Genomic DNA, 18,550 nt, shown 5'->3' with positions numbered 1-18,550 from the left:
CTCGTCACTCCTTTACCGGCACGAGGCTGAGCCAGCCATCGCCCAGTTCAATCGTGCGGGGTTTGTCCGGGTCGAGGTCGTCACGGGTCAGCACCAGCCGCCAGCGGTTGTCTTTCTGATCCGGGCGATTAAACAGCCCTACCACAGCCACGAACTGCGCGTTTTCATCCATCGGCATATTGAGCGTCACGCTGCCGTTGGGCATCACCAGCAGCTCTTTTGACGCCAGCACGTCGTCCTTAAGTACCGTATCGGCCTTGCGCAGCAGCGTCTGGTAATCGGCGGCATCAACCGCTTTACGATCCCTGAGCTGATAAACCCGCACCATCGTCGCCAGCGGCGTCTGTGCGCCATCAGCGTTGATGGCCGTACGCGGAGTCAAATCCAGATGCAGCGTTTTGATTTTCTTGTAGAAGAGGGATTTTGCGATGCTGACCGTACCGTCCGTGACGGTCTGGGTCAGACCGCAGCCAGCGAGCAGGCTACAGGCAATAAGCGTCAGCGCCCACCGGCGGGTTACTGTTGCCATTCAAAAGTTCCTTTATTGAGAGTGGGAGTACGTGATTATTCGAAGCGGTAGTGCCCGTCTTCAGCGGACGGTAACGCAGAACATTGCAACCCTTCATAGCAGCCCAGACTGACGGTCAGACTCTCCCGGCTATTGCTGAGCTTGCCAGCTTTCAGGCCCAGCAAGCCGGTACGGCCCAGCTGGATGCGTCTGCTTTTGCCAAGTCGAGGCTCAGGCAGCAATCGTACGGGTACGGTGAGGCGCAGTCGGGCGTCACTACGATAGCCGAGATAAACGCGCAACAGGACCAGTAAATCGGTATGGAGGAAACCGCCGGGTAACCAGCCTTCTGCCTCACCTGGATCTTCCGTTTCCAGGGTCAACAGTACCCGACTGCATGCTTCTTTTGCGGTTTTGCCCAGTGTGGCTCGCTGCGAAAGACGGATGCGGTTTCCGGCACCCAGCCCGCTACGGTTATCGATATGAACCTTAACCGGATCGGGTTCGGTGATAATTGCCCGGGTATTCGGTGCCAGCAGGTTCACCAGGGCCCGGATGCCTTCTGTATTGCGGGTGGGTAAGCGCATGGTGCCCAGCAAGGCCAGAAAGCGGGAAACCGGCGTTGCCACCTGCTCTGCCGTGCCCGGAATACCGAGTCCCACCAGCCCGAGCAGACACTGTGATGTGGCATCGCGGCCACCTGCCTCGAAGGTGGCAGGATAGGCGTATTTTCGCCAGATTCGATAGTACTGGGTGGTAATGCGGTGGCTGAAAATATCCAGAAACGAGGTGACCGCCTCGTGCCCTTCGCGGCGCTGCACAATGTCGTCCAGATAGGACGTTGGCAGAGGGGAGTCCACGCCATACATCCCCAAAAATGTCGTACGGACCGTTGGGGGCAATGCCGGGTGGTCTTCGTCGGTCTCCACCGCTTTGAGGGTACTGACCGGGAATCCCATACCAGGCCAGGGCCTGAATCGTACCGGATCGTTGGCCGGATGGCTGGTAGTGCCCAGTTTCGGCGCGTCTGGATTTTCCTGCTCCAGCAGCTGGCAGAAACGATAAAAATTGGCTCGCCAGATATCTTTGCTCAGGACTAATGTCAGCCCGGTACGTGCTGGCTGTGATTCTCGCTCCATCTCAGTCGTTTTCCTGTCGGTTGCAGCACCAGCGTGAGCTGGTTAAAGAGGTGAATATCCGCGTAGAGTGCGAAGAACCGGTGCAGCATCTCGCCGAAGAGATTCACATCGCCCTCGCCTGCAAAATTGTCCATGTTCAGCGTGACCTCTATGTCCACGCCCCGAAGCATAAAGCCCTTCTCAAAGCGTCGAATCAGGGTGTGCTTCACCGCGACGATAGCTTCAAGCCGACGTCTGTTCATTTCATCGTCGGTCCAGTCGTACAGCGCCAGCGTGCCCCGCAGAACCTCAGGATTGTCCATCATGCTGAGGAAGTTTGAGCCGAGGTGGCTCATCACTCGCCAGTGAAAACGGTCGTTTGCGGGCGGATACAGCGGCATCGTCGGCGCGGAGACGTTCAGTACCCTGACGGGCACCTTCCCGGTTTTGACCACCCTGTCCAGCAGGGTACTTTCCAGTGCTTTACGCGGAAGCTGACCATTAGTGCCGGTGATCCGCATCGAGAGCGACTCTGGTTTCTCAGACAGCTGCTCCAGTTCGAACAAGCGGCCGCCGAGAATTAGCCAGGTGTCATGCAGGCCAGAGGGGCCGCGTTTCACACGGGTGTGGTAATAACGCTCCGGGGCATCGTGGCGCATCATTCCGCCACGGTGCCGGAAGCTGGTGAAGGGCACATAGGGGTGTTTGCCATTCTTCACCGCGCCATGGATATTATCGACGCTGTAAATCTCGGTGTGACCATCCTGAAGACGCAACGGCCTGAGCAGGTATTCGTTATCCAGCGGGTTAATCGTCAGCGGGTCGGCTTCCAGGGTGAAGAGGTTGATGACCGGCGCACAGTGCAGCCGGAAGTTTTCCGTCTCAAAAGGCAGATCGGATGACCAGGCTTCACTGAGCACGATGTCGATTTCAAACCAGGAGCTGGCTTCAGTGAGTCCGATGGTGTCGAGACCACGCAGCTCAACAAACATAAATTTCGGACGGAAGCTAAAATATTCCAGCAGCAGTTGGTAACCGCTGAAGGCTGTATCTGCTTTCTTCCACAGGCCGTCATTGTCATCAAAGCCCATGGGTTTGCACCAGCCATCAAACTGATAACGTTCGGTATATGTCCCTGCATGGCGGGCATACATGGCGTGAACGCGACGGGTCATTGCCAGGTGGAGTGCTGAACTGATCGGACTCTCTGCGTTGAGGAATATGGCGACTTTGTCGATCCCGGCTTTGCTCCAGTCCACTTTTTCAGGGCATTCGAAGCGCAAACGGATAGCAGAGCGGCCATCGGTTTCCGTATGCAGGCGGGCATCCGTAAGATGCAGTGGTTGCAGGGGAACATCGCGTGTCGTCCGATACTGGCAGGCGGTTTTATGCGGCCCGACAGGACGTGAAAGCACGGAGAAACCTTCAGCCAGCATTTCAGCCTGGCGAAGGGCACGCCAGTCAGGCGAGAATTCGACGATGGCCAGCGAAGGGATGGCCCGCATATAGTGCGGCCACAGCAGACTCACCAGCCCTTCGGTCAGTTCCGGCAGGTCATCATCCAGCTTTTCACGCAAACGTCCCATCAGGAAGGCAAAACCTTCAAACAGGCGCTCTACATAAGGATCGCGAGCGCCGGGCTTATCCAGATTAAGCATTGCTGCCCGATCCGGATGGGCGCGGGCAAACTCTTTTCCCGCCTCACGCAGGTAGCGCATCTCTGCTTCGTAATAGCGAAGGGTTAAATCATCCATGCTCGGCATTCCTGAAAATTATTAAATAAAACATTAGCCACAGAGCACCATGGCGCGGGCCGGGTCGATGGCGATCAGACCCGCCAATAGCGTATCCATCTCGGGCATCAGACGGGCTTTATCGGATTCGCTGCGACCAGCTTTCAGGCGCAGCAGTTTCAGGCGGCGAGCCTGGACTTCAAACAACAGAGCGGGTTCCCAGTCTTCCAGCGTCAGCTGCGGCGCACTGGTGGTCAGTTCACCAAGCAGATGAAGCGCCATATCGTTTCGGCCATACTGCTCAGCCACCCGGGCCATCAGCAGGCGTATCAGCCAGCGGTGGCGTGGTGTGTCCATTCCCGGTCGGGACTGGAGCCAGGCAAGCGCCGACTCAGGCCCTTCAGCGTCACCTTTTTCCATGGCTTCGGATTCAAGAAGCAGCACATCGTCGGCCTGACTATTAACGACGGTGGCCGGTTCATCACCGTACAGCAGGCCTTCCTCATTCACTTTTTCAGCGATCCAGGCGGTGGTGACTTCATCCGCGAAGGGGGTACCGTCATTCCATGCCAGCCCTTCAAGACCCGGAAGGCGCTTAAGAAGAAGCCGCAGATCGAGAAGGACGGAGTCTGTCCAGGCATCCCACGGGTGACCGGCATGACTGAGTCCCTGCCAGAGATACCACTGGAGATCGAGCCAGAAATGATTCACTCCCTGGCAAAACATCTGGCTGCCCTGATCAACCAGTTCAGTCCAGTTTTTCTGAAGCCAGAGTCGCTTAAGTTGAGCCCGGTATTCGGTCTTTGGCGGTATCAGACGGGTGTGCCCGCTACTGTCCAGCGGAGGGATCTGATCGACTGTGTCCCATCGCACAGTCTTAATCAGCCGGTGAGAGGCAAGCCAGCCCTGCGGCTGTTCACTCAGCCAGCGGGAAAGTAACTTTGCCTGGTCGAGTAAATCGCGACCCGATTTCACGGCTGACAGTTGTGGTGCGTCTGAGTGGGCCGGTTCACGTCCATGCTCCTGGGCGCTGCTGTTCTGGGGGACCAGCGCCTCCATACCGCCTGAGCGTGCCAGGCGGCTTTCCAGTGCCGTACACAGGCCAGAAAAAGAAGGCTTTTCAGCTTCCGGCCAGTTGGCAACGGCAGACTCAAGCAGGTTTATGGCACCGACCGTCAGGCCGGCATCATTACTGTCGACTTCCGGCCATAAAGAGAGTGTGTCGATAATTTTTGTACTGTTCAGCCACTCCAGTGCAGCTTTACGGGCAACCGGGCGTTGTGGATGGCAGGCCTGCCCGAATCGGGTCAACATCGCGACAAGAAGCAGTAATCCCTCAGATAAGCCTTTTTCGCCGTCGCGGCTGAGACGGGCCTGAACGTACCAAGTGACAACACGAATATCTTTGGCGTATTCGCAAAGACACGTGCGGGCCAGTTCGCACAACCGTGCTGAGTCGGTACCTGAAAGCTTATTGATCTCTTCACGCATCAGCTGAAAATTATCATCGTGTGCGGGGTCGTCACCGGTTTCAGACCCAGAGGTGAACGGATGCAGCCAGTTATCCCACAGTGACAGGGCGTCATTTGCCCGCGAGATGAGACGCTGCTTTTCTTCTTCGCTGGTGGCGCAGGCGGTTAACAGATCTTCCGGTGAACTCATTCTTTTTCCCGTTTGTTAGTCTCTTTCATAAACCTCACGACTGCTTCCAGAGAATCGTCGTCCTTGCCATTGACGATTTGGGTACTTGTTTCCGATACTCGCGGTGCCTGCCTGAGCGCCGAACCGGCGCGGGCACCGGCAAAAATTTGCACGGGCTCATCCGGGGGAATGAAGCGCTGATGCTTTCCGATGCGTCTGGGTGCAGGCCGGACGGGTTTCCCCTGTTTTCCCCATTCACTGTTCTTAGAGCAGAGCCAGAACAGTACCGGCAATACGGCGTTCCAGAATCCACGGATCCCCTGGAGACAGGGTTGGTTAAAGCGAGTAGCGGGTGAAGTTTCCCGCCCATCGTTACTGGAGCTCTTCTGCGTCAGCGGCGACGTTAAAGATAGCGTTGGGCAGCGTGAATCCCTGTAGCTCCAGTAACGCAAGCGGGCCGTTGCCGAGCTCGCTGCGCATCACAAACTTCAGAGGATTGCCGTCGGCGGTGATCCACACCAGTTGCGTCCGGCTGGCATCCAGCGGGGTAATGAGGGCCTTATCCAGCAGGCGGATGAAACCCCAGTTACCCTGGTTACTGGCGTAGAGTTGCATACCGCTGTTTACACTACGCCAGCTGAGCGACACACCTGGATAGTAAGTATTCCCCGGCCAGGTGAAGCTCTGCCAGCTTTCCATCTGATTGAAGTAATCCAGGTTCTGATCATCGAGGGTAAGCTGCACTCTGGCAACATCCCGCGAAGGACGCGCCATCAGTTCGAAGTGAACACCTGCATCGCCCTGAGAGAACACGATATCTGACAGTGCTGCCAGCTGGTTAATCGCCTGAAGGAAATCCGGACTCATCACCATTCCCTGGCTTGCAGAAGGGTCAACGACCCAGCGATTTCCTTCCTGATGAAGGATCCCGCCAAGATTAGTTTTCAGGAAGGTCGTAATTCGACCCGAGTCGCTACGCAGGAACTGTGCCAGCAACGGCAGGGAGGCATCGCTGCCGGTGGCTTTAAACGGATACCGCCCCGCAAAGGCCTTATTCCACTGATCGACAATGGTTGTCTGCCAGCGGGCATTGAGGCTACCCGCTGCCGGGGCAAGAACCTGCCGCCAGGCCAGATCCAGCGGTTGCACAAACAACGACTGGCCAAATCCGTTCCACTCCTGCCCCAGGCTTGCCGCAACCAGACTGCCGTAATCGCGGGTGTCCGTCAGGTCGATGGCTTTACCCTGGAACACGGTCTGGGCCAGCATCTGCGACATAGCCTGCGGATCCGGGGCGCTGGTGACCTGTTGAAGCTTCAGTCTCACCTGGGTTACACGGGCAAGCCAGGACTGGAAGCTGAGATTACCGTTGCTACCGGTTCCCTCTTTACCTTCCATCAGACCCATCAGCGGTCCAAATACACCATCGAGCGGGCCTTTAGGGCCCTGCGCCTGTTCGATAAACTGTCTGGCATTTTTTTTCTGGCCGATCAGCTTTTTCGCTGAGTCCACTAACGAATCAGCCAGTGCCTCACCCTTCTGCCCTGTTTTTCCCTGCCAGGCCAGCGTGTTCATCAGAGCAACCAGCGGTGACTGGCGGACATCGCCGATCAGATTGAGCTGAGCAATCGCTTCAGAAAGTGACGTTGCTTCCTGCCACTGAATGCTGTTGACCATGTTCAGCCAGGCATTACCAAAATCGGTAAAATAGCGTTCTGTCAGACGGGCTTTCAGTGCCTCCGGGGAGATATCGCTCCCTGTCTGGTGCGTTTTATCTGTCAGTACCCAGTCAATTTCATCTCGGCGGGTTTTGACGACCTCGTTAATCGCATCCTGAACCTGCTCTTCCCAGGCCTGGCGCGTAAACATTCCCGGGACGACTTCGTCAGTGCTGAATACCGTTGAGGCATCGGTGTCACCGGTCATATCTGCAAGCGTTAAATCAGGCCAGTTGCTGGCTACGCGCTTAAGCAGGTTCTGGTATAACCCGGATTCAGCGTTACGCTGCCCTATCTGTTTGAGCAGGATCTGACGGACCGTGGTGATTAATTCCGCGTCGGGCTTAATTTTCCATTCCGGATGCGCCGGGAGGTTCTGTGCATAAAAGCCCAGCAGTTTCGGTGCGAGACCCTGCCATATGCCATCTGGCACATTCTGCCGCTTCGGCCAGGCGACCAGTACGTTTTTTGCCAGCCAGCCTGCGTCCGCTTTATCTGGATGGGCCAGCATCAGATAACTTTTCAGCATGTCATAGGCGTGCTGTGTGCCCTGCGTACGGGCATCACTGGCAGGAGGAAGTTGCACAAAGGCATTCAGCTGCTGCCTGAGATGATCTGCGGTGGCATCCCTCATCAGCTGCGCGTTGTTTTTCGCATACAGCGGCCAGAGCGCGGCCAGCGTGTCGCTGTCCTGATTAAGGCCAAAGCGGGTATACCACGGAGCGCCGGTCACTTCACGATGTTGCAAACGGGCGATAGATTGCTGTAGTACGAGCTGGTTGTGCAGGCGTTCAGCTAGGGGTTTTGCAGTATCCGCTGCCTGCCTTGCCGTCTCCTGTGCCTCATAAATCTGAGCCCGGTTAACGACGAGCGACAGCAGAGTTCCGGCTCCCCATAAAAGGATCAGGGAAAGCAGGAGTAATCGCAGCACCTTCAGCCAGTTGAAACCCAGTTTTCTGCCGCTAATGGCATCACAGTCATCAATGACTGCCTTCCATGTCGGGGTGTCGAGACGTGTGTTCGGCACCGTTCCGGCACCGGCCAGTTCTGGACTGAACATGACCCCGCGTAAACGCCAGGCCGCAGATCCCTGCATCAGCCCACTGAGTAAAACGGTCAGGCTTGCTTTCAGTTCGTGTCGCAGGCGCGAGGACAACTGAAGCAGGCCGTCATGTGCCGAATTATTCAGTATCTGTGCCATTCCGAATTTTTGCAGGCGTTGTGCCAGTGTAGAAAAGGCTTCACGCGCCTCTTTTACAGTGCCTTCCGGGCCAAAAATAACCCCTGCTGGCATCGTTTCCGCTTCCGGCTGAGCGCCTGTCGCTTTGTCTGTCAACCACAGCCAGACAGGGGCCTGCCATCCCAGCAGATGGTCTGCTTTCTGGCGGCAACGCAAAAAGGCATCCCGTTCGCTATCCGTCGGAAGGGTTGAAGCATTCATCACCTGAATGATGCCATCAAGCGGGTGATCGGGCCGCAGGCGTTTCAGTTTTGACAGGAAGATCTCATCCGGGAGTGATTGTGCATCACCGCCGTAAATCAGTACGTTGCCGTCGCCTTCCTGCCAGAGGTCATGACACAGGCCCGGGGCAGCTTTGTGAACGTCGTCCTGGTTGCCCATCACCAGCAGGAGTCGCACCTTACGCTGCCAGCGGCGTCCATAGCGAAAGCGCAAGTGTTCGGACACAACGTCTTCGCTGAAAACCGGTTCATCGTCGTCTTCTTCACTGGGAATTGGGTTCGTCAACGGAGCGGCACTCTCAGCCTTTTTCTGCCCCCATTGGAAATACAACCCGGATTTACCCGCGTGGTCGAAAGCCTTCTCTATCAGCCAGCCGAGTAAAAATATCGCGGCAACCAGTATGGCGCAGAATGTGAGTATCCGTTGGCCGTCATACGGTCCGAAGCCGGTGGCAGAGGCCACATTTTCCGGAAAGGCATAAAACAAAAATGCCACGATGGCTGTCAGGAAAAAGGCGACAGTCACAACGGAGCCGATGAGTGTTTTTACTTTTACCTTAGACATTCTTAAGCGATTCCTTGCGAACTTCTTCTTTGGTGATGACGGCGATCCAGATGTCGTCTTTGTCAGCGGCGGGTTGTGCGGCGATAACCTGCGGCCCGCGTTGTTCAACGTCAGCATTGGCAAGCGTGATGGCCAGCCATGGAGATGCATGGCCCGTGTATCCCAGCACGGGATCGATACTGAAGTTGTCCTCTGTAAGGCTAAATTCCACCCCGCTCTGCTCACAGGCATTATTCCAGCCGCTTCCAGAGGTCAATGTTGGGCCGGTGATCCAGCTTCCTTTGAGTTCACCGGGCCGGGTCTTCGCCCAGAGCAGCGCCCGGGTGAGTGTCTTTGTGAGTGTTGTTTCTGTTCCCCTTTCGGGGCGATGAAGGCGGAGTGCATCCGGCCAGGCGTGGGCTTTGCGGTTGCTCAATACCACCATCGAGATGGCATCTGCGTCATCTTCCCGGGGAGACGCCGGTAAGGACAGCGTGATGGCAACCAGAATGCCCGGATTGTCCCATCGCTTGTCCAGCCAGGCATCGAATGCGCTCAGCCCTTTTCCGGACATCAGGCGAAAAATCCTGCCCGTCTTGAGTGAGAGAGCGGCCTTAAGCTGCTCTTCAATCAGGGGATACAGGTCGTTATCACAATCCAGCACCAGCCAGCATGGCAACTCCGGCGGAAGTGGCTGAACGATCCCTTCTACACGCGTGGTCAGTTTAGTCACCGCCGCCGTCAGGGCCTTTGTTAAATCAGCCTGGTATTCTATCAATGCCGCGTATCTGACCGGTTTGTCACATCCTCTTGGGCGGGAGAAGTCGATAGCGGGGGCTGCGGCCTTCATCGCCTCAAGCAGGTCATCGGTTTTGTTTCCGGCGGGCGCCTGAATGTATGTACCGAGGATCCATGCGCAGCGCTGACCGCGCATAATTTCACTGTCGATAAGAGCTTCACGGTCGACATTACGCGACTCAGCCCCGACCTGCTCTGCTTTATAGGCCCCCCTGCGTAAACCGAAAAGAAGCCCCCAGGTGCAAAACGGAAGGCCCAGAGCGGTGAACCAGAAGACAAATCCGGTTCGCTCTGACGTCCAGCACCATAGCGTGAGCGCTATGCCCCCCAGCATGATAAACGCGAGGAAGAGCAGCCAACGCCCGGTACTGGGACGCACTATCTTAGGTGCCTTTTCAGGGATGGCATCCAGCCAGACGGGCATAATCAGGCAACCTTTGCTGCGGCAAATGAACTGATCAACGTGCAACCACAGGCGCATTTGTGACCGTGAAAGGCAACCGGGATACCATGATCAAGGTAATCAGGGTTTCCTTCTACGATGGTTGTAGGGCTATGTCCCGGAACCGGGCAGGACACTTTGTCGCCTTTGCGGGCAACACCAATACCACCGAATTTCATTGTTTCAGAAGCGGTCAGTACTGAGCCACCGTGAGTGGTTTTATCGCCTTTGCGGATAATTTGAAGCATAAATTTACCTCATATCTGTGAGTTCCATGGAAAGATGCCTATGCCTTACATTTGCAATATGCGTTTCTTACCAGGTGCTTTTAAAGTCAATCTGTCTCAATGAGGCCAAATCAACCCAGCCTGTAACTGTAGTTCCTGACTTTGTTTGATAAGAAACTTGGGTGTATGAGCGCTGCGTTTCTAATCGCTTAACATAATCTCCATTGACAATGAAAGTGTTTGTTTTTTTCATGCCAGAGTCAGTTCTCTCAAAAAAGTACACACGCTTCTTACTTTGAACCTGATAAATAACATCACCTGAAAGACAATATCTTTGAGCTTTTTCGTATTCATTGTTATAGGTCAGTTTAATTGGATTTTCTGGATCGATAGTTGTGTTAAGCAACTCTGCTTTGTTTTTGTCAAATGAAACCCATCCAATCGTGCCTGCACCATCGGTATCAACCACTAATTTTGCACTTATAATTGAGTCATTATCTTCATCAATTATTAAATTTACTTCTTTGAGTTTTAAATCCCATTCCTTAAACGGAAAGTTGCTGCTTCTCACTAACTCATTAAAATATGAGTTTCACTGTTCCGGGCTTGCAGCAAAAGACATAGAGAACGGCAAAAAAGAAAGTAATGGAACTATTATTTTTTTATGAGGCGTCATTTGCTCCCCTCCTTGATTTCATCGACAAACGTATGCCTCATTTTAGGAAAAACAGTTCAGTGATTTTATTACACAGTGGAGTTTTGTGAGCTCTAGGTTGCCCATTTGCTTAAATGTCCTATCGAAAATCCCATCATATCTAAGACTAATATGGGCGTATTATCTCCTTTCTATAGCAATCAGCATTTTATGTGATTCTTTTTTTAACTTCATTCGATTGGGTGGAATTTGTCAATTTCACCCCCTTGGTTTGTGTACATTTCTTGGGTTCCTTTTTTGACCAAAATGCTAAATGGAGTGAGTTGAACGTCTTTACATTCTTCAAGTGCTTCTTTGGATATAGCGAATTTATAGTATTTTTTGTCAGTATCATCGCCACTGATGTTGATACATTTTTCAGGCGCTGTAGTTAGTTTGTTCTTCTTAATGATATCTGGAATAATGTTAAAAACAGTTTGTTCGTTACTTGATGGCCCACTTGTATATCCAGTGTTTTTTAAATCTGACAATTTGAGCCATCCATCGACCGAATCGCCATTTTTCTTGAAGTATGATGCAAACAAATATCCATTAAGCATGGTGTATCCTGAAACAATATCACCATTAACTAAAAATAAATTATTAATCTTGCATTGTTCACTTGGTGCGCTATTGAAGTAAGGCCTTGTTTTCGATACAACCTTAAATATATTCATAGAATGATCTACATATGCTTGCTCCTTCTCGGCTGCTTTGGACAGTTCCGAACAAAACTCGTTAGCATAGGAATAGCAACAAAAACCATATAATAAGATGGATAGTATGACCTTAATCATTTCAACCCTCTGCTTTTCATGTAACTACCTTTCATTATAGAAATTAACTTTGAAGCATAATTAGGGTCTGTGGCATAGCCTTTATTCTGAAGGCCATGAGCCCATTTTTCAGGATCATCGCTTTCAAATAGTGAGGCATATCTCTTGTTTTCAGTTAAGAATCTAGTTCTGTCGGCAATACTTTCTTCAAAAGAGTGATATGCTGCAAATTTATCCTTAATTTTAATGTTACTTCCATTGATATGTTCAGTGGTCCATATCTCAACGAATTCCTGTCCACTTTTAGCCTTTATTCCAAAGAGATTGAAACTATATGTATTATTGTTTAAATCAACTGGAACTTTACGCCCATACCCCGATTCATCAATGGCCTGAGCAGTTGTTATTGCCGCAGGAATACCTGATTTTCCTTGTTCTTTAAGAGCGGCCTCGTAAACAGCATCAGTAAACTGTTGCTTGGTCATCTTGCTCCAATCTATATCATGTCGTGGTTTTAGAACACCAAGGAACATTAATGGATGCATATGCCATAACGAGGGGCCCAGCTTCTCCGTGGTGACATCCTGCATCCATGCCATTTTATCAAGGAAATCTTCGCTGTATTTCTTCCATTCTGGCGCATCTTTCTTCAGTGCATTCAGGAATGGTTGCCAGATAGCATCGCCTTTTTTGAAGTACCAGTCGCTGGGATGTTTTACGATTGTCTTCTGAATGACGTCACGATAGTCAGGATTATGAAGTGCTCTCCAGTATTCCATTGGAGAGTAACGGTCGTTTCCACTATCAATTTTATCAAGAAGGCGCTGATAATTATGCTTCACCAGGGCATGGCTGGTCCGGGTATCACCGGTCGCAGCCTCGTAAAGTGCGTTGATAAGACTGCGGAAGAATCCAATAGGCTGGTTTTTTCCATCCAGGTAATCAAAGCTGGCAGGTTCTGCGGTTTCAGTTCTGAAGCCTAGCTTTGCCAGATCATACTGTGACAGAAGTTGAGGCTCCGCCTGGCCTTTGGGGACGTAAGCATTTTCTGGTCGCAGCTGCCAGTATTCATGTTTTGTTGATTTATCCGTTTCAGTTGTGACTTTGCTCAACGGAAGAATGCCTGTCCGCGTTGTTGACGTCGTACCCTTTGAGAAGGTGCCTTTCGCGACATCTTTTGTGTACAGAGCAAGGCCAGGAGAATACTTCAGCCAGAGCGGGTTTTTCTCCCCCACTTTTTCTGGGTTGGTCAGGAACTTCTCCAGATTATCATCCATGCTCGTGCATTCGATATGTACCTGATATCGTGCTTCATAACCACCATCTTTTGGTGCCTGATAGTAGCCCATGTGGCCAATCGGGTCACCGGCCTTAATAGGGAGAGGTGAACTGAGACTGACTGTTTTATCAAAAACCATGACTTCTTTTGCTGGTGGAACCAAATGCTCCCACCAGCCAGGGCCAATTCCTGGCGCCGGTTTAATGTTGTTATTGTCGACCAGCATCCAGAATCTTTGGCCCGATTTCAGTTTTCCGCTATCCGCATTCAGGGTCGCCAGTCCATAAGTACGTCCCCCCTGGGTGGCGGTGAGGGAAGTATCTGAGGCGTCCCAGGTAACAGGAGTCCCTTTGTTGACATTGCCTGCACTCGCTGGCCTCTGGTCGCTGCGGCTCAAATCCATAATCAACCAGTCGGCTTCTGAATAACCAGAGAGCGTATCCTGAGTTATCCAGTGGATTTTTTTTACACTTTCATAGGCCGAATACGGCGCAAGATGCATATACAGGGTGTAGAAATGCAGCCCGCTGGATTCTTTCTCCCCGGTTGAATAAAGTGCTTAACCAGAACAAACGAACCGGAAAAGCTCAGTGGGCCGGATTCCCATGCAAGCGTCAGATAATCCTTGCAGACACGATAAGCAACCACTTCCCCATCAGCCATGCATCGCACAGCCTGCTCACCTTTAAAAGCAACCGGGAAATCGAATGCCTCCAGCGGGGCTTTGCCACTGAGAGCACACCACGGGGTCGTTGCATGTGTGATATGTATACCGCCATGCCACATGCCACTGCGGCCAATCATATACTACCCGGTGGATTCCCCGCCCGACATGAGAGAAGATCTCTTCCTGATTTTTGAACTCACTTCCCCGACTGTTGGAGGGGATCGGCCAGACAATTTTGGGTAACACAGACACGATTCATACTCCCTGTCAGTCGTTGTAATATTTGCTAACCACCTGGTTTACTTTCGTAATCTCAGTCATATCGAAAACCAGTGATGAATTTTCTGGTGTTAACGAATCAACTTCATCTTTATCTGGATCAGGTTTTTCGTCCTCTTCACAAGCTATGTCTGCATCAATATGTCTATTCAAATTCTTGGGCATAAGCTGACTCCATTTTCTAATTATGGCTAAATTCAGCCCGGTACGTGCTGGCTGTGAGTCTCGCTCCATCTTAGTCGTTTTCCTGTCGGTTGCAGCACCAGCATGAGCTGGTTAAAGAGGTGAATATCCACGTAGAGCGCGAAGAACCGGTGCAGCATCTCGCCGAAGAGATTCACATCGCCCTCGTCTGCAAAATTTTCTATGTTATATGTAACATTAATAATCATTTTAAGTTGGAACTTGACACCTACTATTAGAAGGTGCTCATAGTACTAGTTAATATGTATCATATTCCTCACCGTTCCAGCGAAGTATATACTTAGGTCCGCATAATATGTCTTTCATTCCATTGTGAAGTTCCTTTGATACCCCTAGAGAGGTACACATGTATGAACCATCGATAGACTTACCATCATGCATTTTTATCTGGAATGTTAATATTGGAGAGTTGTCCAAACTAGACATGCAATCTGACTGGTCACATGTACCAGGTGGCGTTGCACTTGAAAAAATATATTCAATAGTATCCTGGTATCCATCACCATTCAGATCAACATTAACAGTTCCGCTCTGCCCATCCAAAAAACCTGTATTTTTTAGTTTGTTGGCGTTGACTAATACATCCTTATTATGGGCGCAATATGCCGATGTTGATATAACCAATAAGCATAATGCTGTTGTAAGATATTTTAATTGCTTTGCCATATTATCCCGCCTTAGGAATACCTAGTTTGTAATTTACCCTAATATTCTCTGCTATTTCATTTTTAGTGATTTCCCCGTCACTATTTCTGTCGTGATATAGGTTCTTACTATAATAGTCTCCGTCACTTCCCTGATAAACAATATCATTTGGCCCGAGTAGTATCGTTTTAGGTCTGAATATCGAGTAATATACATCCTCAAGAGTCCATTGTTCTGTTGGCACCCCGACATTGTCCGCCTGCATTTTGAAGTATTTCTTAACATATTCCATTTGCTCTACATGGTCCATTGCTCGGAGTTGACGGGTTGAAGTTCCAAGGTCTTTGGCCGTATCATCCATAAACTGGATTAGCCCCGTTGCAGATGAACCGGGGTTTTTGATATCTGTTCTAAATGTTTTTCCTGTTTCCAGTGCGATACAAGCCATAATGTAGTTAGGATCAATACTTAACTCCCTGGAAACTTCTAATAACTTGGTTCTAAATGCATCTGCTTTAGTTATTCCAAATTTTTCTATGAATTTTTTCATCCATATAATTTTATGTGTTTTAATAAATGAACCTAAAAATACTATCGGATGCATATGCCACAATGAAGGCCCCAGTTTTTCAGTGGTCACATCCTGCATCCATGCCATTTTATCAAGAAAATCTTCGCTGTATTTCTTCCATTCTGGCGCATCTTTTTTCAGTGCATTCAGGAATGGTTGCCAGATAGCATCGCCTTTTTTGAAATACCAGTCGCTGGGATGTTTTACGATTGTCTTCTGAATGACGTCACGATAGTCAGGATTATGAAGTGCTCTCCAGTATTCCATTGGAGAGTAACGGTCGTTTCCACTATCAATTTTATCAAGCAGGCGCTGATAATTATGCTTCACCAGGGCATGGCTGGTCCGGGTATCACCGGTCGCAGCCTCGTAAAGTGCGTTGATAAGACTGCGGAAGAATCCAATAGGCTGGTTTTTTCCATCCAGGTAATCAAAGCTGGCAGGTTCTGCGGTTTCAGTTCTGAAGCCTAGCTTTGCCAGATCATACTGCGACAAAAGTTGAGGTTCCGCCAGGCCTTTGGGGACGTAAGCATTTTCTGGTCGCAGCTGCCAGTATTCCTGTTTGGTCGACTTATCGACTTCCGTTTGCACCTGACTCAGTGGAAGGATCCCCGCCCTGGTTGTTGCCCTTGTATCTTCTGTGAATGTTCCTGTTGCAACATCTTTTTTGTACAACGCAAGTCCCGGAGCGTACTTCAGCCAGATTGGATTCTTTTCTCCAACCTGCTCAGGGTTTGTAAGGAACGTTTCCAGGTTATCATCCATACTCGTGCATTCGATATGAACCTGGTATCGCGCTTCATATCCGCCATCCTTAGGTGCTTGATAATATCCCATATGACCAACAGGGTCACCTGCACTGATAGCAAAGGGAGTCGGGCATACGACCTGGTCAAATTTCATCGCTTCTTTTGCTGGCGGCATGAGTTTCTGCCACCAGGAAGGCTGTACCACCCCATCAGTACCAGGAGACAAGTTGTTTTTGTCCACAAGCATCCAGTATTGCTGCCCTGGTTTCAGAGATGTTTTCTTGCCCTTTTTCAACGCCTGTTCTGAGAGGCTAACAAAGGTAACAAGGCCATACTCTCGCTTATTAAATGCAACGGTATGGAGGCCGCTGTCTGTTTTATCCCACTCAACAATAGATCCTTTTGGAATCGTGCCCTTGCGATAGCTTTCACTGGTACTTTTATTGTTGGTACTGGCGGTCATGACCCATTCTGGATCGTAGGCAGTAAGCGTATCCTGGACTATCCACTTTGTTTCCACCGGTTTGACACTATAGGCTGAATAGGGGGCCAGGTGCATATACAGGGTATAGAAATGCAGCCCGCTGGATTCTTTCTCCCCCGGTTGAATAAAGTGCTTAACCAGAACAAACGAACCGGAAAAACTAAGCGGGCCGGATTCCCATGCAAGCGTCAGATAATCCTTGCAGACACGATAAGCAACCACTTCCCCATCAGCCATGCATCGCACAGCCTGCTCACCTTTAAAAGCAACCGGGAAATCGAATGCCTCCAGCGGGGCTTTGCCACTGAGAGCACACCACGGGGTCGTTGCATGTGTGATATGTATACCGCCATGCCACATGCCACTGCGGCCAATCATATACTGCCCGGTGGATTCACCACCGACATGAGAGAGGATTTCTTCCTGATTATTGAACTCACTCCCCCTGCTATTGGAGGGGATCGGCCAGACAATTTTAATTTTTCCTTTTTGGGTAGCCGAGGCGTTCTGCTCTGATGTGGTATTATTGCCATAACGATAAAGTGCATAGGGTATGTTTTGATCACGATATATCTGGGCAGGATAGAACCCCCTTTCCTGGACAAAATCAGATACCCAGTGTGTACCATTAAACATCGCCATATGACCATGCACATGATGTGGTGCTGCCTGGATTACGACAACATCCCCCACTTGCTGACCAGAAATTGTGAATACACCGCCAGTACGCACTGTTGTAGCGTTATCTACAACTTTAAAGTTATTTTCAAGCAGCCATGGGCCATAATTTTTAGCTGATTCAATTCCTGATTTTTTTGCAGATACCCCTCCAGCGATTAATGCTTTTTTAACATAGCGGGCACATTTTGACTCGCCATATTTAAGCTTTTTATCTATGCCATTTTTAAAATTTTCAGCGTTAATTTTCGCTCTAGCTAGGGCTTGAGTGTTTAAAAAACTAACTGCTACATTCTTGTCCAGCATTTATTCTCCCCCCTCTGCTTGTCGAGGGCAATAAATACTACTATGGGATATGGGCTTAACAGAATCCATTAACCAGTCCCCGTTTGCTTTAATCAGGTTAACGGCATACAGGGATACGCCCTTACCATATCCTAATGTTAGCTTCACTTGTGCGACCTGGTCATTCTCTGAAACAGTTTCCACATTAATGCTGTCTTTCCATTCTTCACATATATCCTGAGCATCGACAAAATAATCAGCACCCGATTCATCATTATCTCGCAGACTTCTTAGATGCTCAGTTGTATATTCAAAAATAGCTTTTTGAGTTAGTTTATCAGCTGATTCCATATCAGGCATTTCAGACGCAACAAGGTAATCATGATAAAAATTTGCTACAATTTCACGAGGCATTGAACTATCGTTTGCTGAAGCTGAGGCTATATTGGCCACGCAGAATAAGCAGCAAGCAAAAATAATCTTCTTCAACATGAACGTCTCTCCGTAGATATGTTGGCATTTGTATAAGTAGTCGAGGTGAGAAATTTAGAAAATGACTACGTTCTTATTGTTCCGTTACGCTGGTGATTTTCCACTTCCCATCAATTCTTTCTAGCATAACCTTAAATTTAACTTTAGGCTCGGAACCCGCTCCTAAAATAACGTTGACTGAAGAGTCATTCTCTTTCTGAGATACATCGAAATTACTTATACTTGCTTTCCATGAAGGATAAATATCTTGTGATTTTGTAAAATAATTAACGTCAGTATCAACCCAAGCACCATGCCAGTTACAAATATAACGTCCTTTATACTGCTTGCATTCGCACTTTTGTGAACATTTCCCTTCGAGTTCTTCTGCCGACACTGACTCATCAGAATCATAAGCACACATCATTGAGTCGTTAATGCTTTTCATTAATTCATCAGAAACATATTGGCTGGGAAGTCGACTGTTGTCCGATGATTCTTCTTTCAAATATGACTTATAAAAATTGCACACGATGCTTTCTGGGCTTGTTTGCCCGGATGCCAGTGTAAAATTTGAT

General features: G+C 50.0%; 16 protein-coding genes and 2 pseudogenes. All 18 read right to left on the bottom strand.

Going from position 1 to position 18,550, the window contains the following annotated elements; translation table 11 throughout:
* Positions 1-4: 4 nt before the first annotated feature.
* The 18 genes and pseudogenes from tssJ to ACK3SD_RS05015 all read right to left on the bottom strand — a co-directional run bounded on the left by tssJ (position 5) and on the right by ACK3SD_RS05015 (position 18,480).
* On the bottom strand, positions 5-529 hold the full coding sequence (gene tssJ, locus ACK3SD_RS05100) for a type VI secretion system lipoprotein TssJ (RefSeq protein ID WP_481126988.1): 525 nt from the start codon (positions 527-529) through the stop codon (positions 5-7).
* A gap of 35 nt (positions 530-564) precedes the next feature.
* Entirely contained in the window at positions 565-1,647 is a 1,083-nt protein-coding gene (tssG, locus tag ACK3SD_RS05095) for a type VI secretion system baseplate subunit TssG (protein ID WP_481126987.1), read from the bottom strand.
* Complete coding sequence (gene tssF, locus ACK3SD_RS05090; protein WP_481126986.1) at positions 1,611-3,380, bottom strand: type VI secretion system baseplate subunit TssF; 1,770 nt, start codon at positions 3,378-3,380, stop codon at positions 1,611-1,613. The genes tssG and tssF overlap by 37 nt, the downstream gene beginning before the upstream one ends.
* 33 nt (positions 3,381-3,413) lie before the next feature.
* Positions 3,414-5,021 carry a type VI secretion system protein TssA gene (gene tssA / locus ACK3SD_RS05085; protein WP_481126985.1) on the bottom strand — a complete coding sequence of 536 codons (1,608 nt, stop codon included), beginning with the start codon at positions 5,019-5,021 and terminating at the stop codon, positions 3,414-3,416.
* Positions 5,018-5,293 (bottom strand): AcrVA2 family anti-CRISPR protein, encoded by a 276-nt coding sequence (locus tag ACK3SD_RS05080; protein ID WP_481126984.1) that lies wholly within the window; start codon positions 5,291-5,293, stop codon positions 5,018-5,020. Before ACK3SD_RS05080 ends, tssA begins: the two co-directional genes overlap by 4 nt.
* A gap of 79 nt (positions 5,294-5,372) precedes the next feature.
* A complete protein-coding gene (locus ACK3SD_RS05075) occupies positions 5,373-8,744 on the bottom strand; it encodes an ImcF-related family protein (RefSeq protein ID WP_481126983.1) in 3,372 nt (1,123 codons plus the stop codon).
* The gene (locus tag ACK3SD_RS05070; protein ID WP_481126982.1) at positions 8,737-9,945 is read right to left on the bottom strand and encodes a hypothetical protein; all 1,209 of its coding nucleotides are present in this window, start codon (positions 9,943-9,945) and stop codon (positions 8,737-8,739) included. The genes ACK3SD_RS05075 and ACK3SD_RS05070 overlap by 8 nt, the downstream gene beginning before the upstream one ends.
* Before the next feature lie 2 nt (positions 9,946-9,947).
* Positions 9,948-10,211: a PAAR domain-containing protein gene (locus tag ACK3SD_RS05065; protein WP_481126981.1), complete on the bottom strand. Its 264-nt coding sequence runs from the start codon at positions 10,209-10,211 to the stop codon at positions 9,948-9,950.
* A 67-nt stretch (positions 10,212-10,278) separates the two neighbouring features.
* Positions 10,279-10,761, bottom strand: coding sequence for a hypothetical protein (locus tag ACK3SD_RS05060; RefSeq protein WP_481126980.1), 483 nt, complete (start codon positions 10,759-10,761; stop codon positions 10,279-10,281).
* A 314-nt stretch (positions 10,762-11,075) separates the two neighbouring features.
* On the bottom strand, positions 11,076-11,681 hold the full coding sequence (locus ACK3SD_RS05055) for a hypothetical protein (protein ID WP_481126978.1): 606 nt from the start codon (positions 11,679-11,681) through the stop codon (positions 11,076-11,078).
* The gene (locus tag ACK3SD_RS05050) at positions 11,678-12,145 is read right to left on the bottom strand and encodes a glycoside hydrolase family 73 protein (RefSeq protein ID WP_481127497.1); all 468 of its coding nucleotides are present in this window, start codon (positions 12,143-12,145) and stop codon (positions 11,678-11,680) included. Before ACK3SD_RS05050 ends, ACK3SD_RS05055 begins: the two co-directional genes overlap by 4 nt.
* Before the next feature lie 29 nt (positions 12,146-12,174).
* Positions 12,175-13,858 (bottom strand): annotated as a pseudogene (locus ACK3SD_RS05045) (hypothetical protein); the annotation flags it as partial.
* A gap of 15 nt (positions 13,859-13,873) precedes the next feature.
* The gene (locus ACK3SD_RS05040; protein WP_481127601.1) at positions 13,874-14,119 is read right to left on the bottom strand and encodes a hypothetical protein; all 246 of its coding nucleotides are present in this window, start codon (positions 14,117-14,119) and stop codon (positions 13,874-13,876) included.
* Positions 14,083-14,271, bottom strand: a pseudogene (locus ACK3SD_RS05035) (type VI secretion system baseplate subunit TssF); the annotation flags it as partial. The pseudogene ACK3SD_RS05035 and the gene ACK3SD_RS05040, both read right to left, overlap by 37 nt.
* Positions 14,272-14,326: 55 nt before the next feature.
* Positions 14,327-14,755: a hypothetical protein gene (locus ACK3SD_RS05030; RefSeq protein ID WP_481126977.1), complete on the bottom strand. Its 429-nt coding sequence runs from the start codon at positions 14,753-14,755 to the stop codon at positions 14,327-14,329.
* Position 14,756: 1 nt separating this feature from the next.
* Positions 14,757-17,180, bottom strand: a complete 2,424-nt coding sequence (locus ACK3SD_RS05025) for a hypothetical protein (protein ID WP_481127496.1) — start codon at positions 17,178-17,180, stop codon at positions 14,757-14,759.
* Positions 17,181-17,522: 342 nt separating this feature from the next.
* On the bottom strand, positions 17,523-17,993 hold the full coding sequence (locus tag ACK3SD_RS05020; protein ID WP_481126976.1) for a DUF3828 domain-containing protein: 471 nt from the start codon (positions 17,991-17,993) through the stop codon (positions 17,523-17,525).
* Between the two features lie 73 nt (positions 17,994-18,066).
* On the bottom strand, positions 18,067-18,480 hold the full coding sequence (locus ACK3SD_RS05015) for a DUF3828 domain-containing protein (protein WP_481126975.1): 414 nt from the start codon (positions 18,478-18,480) through the stop codon (positions 18,067-18,069).
* Positions 18,481-18,550: the final 70 nt, after the last annotated feature.

The organism is Chimaeribacter sp. YP20170169 (assembly GCF_056739715.1).
This window is presented reverse-complemented; position numbering and strand designations above follow the sequence as displayed.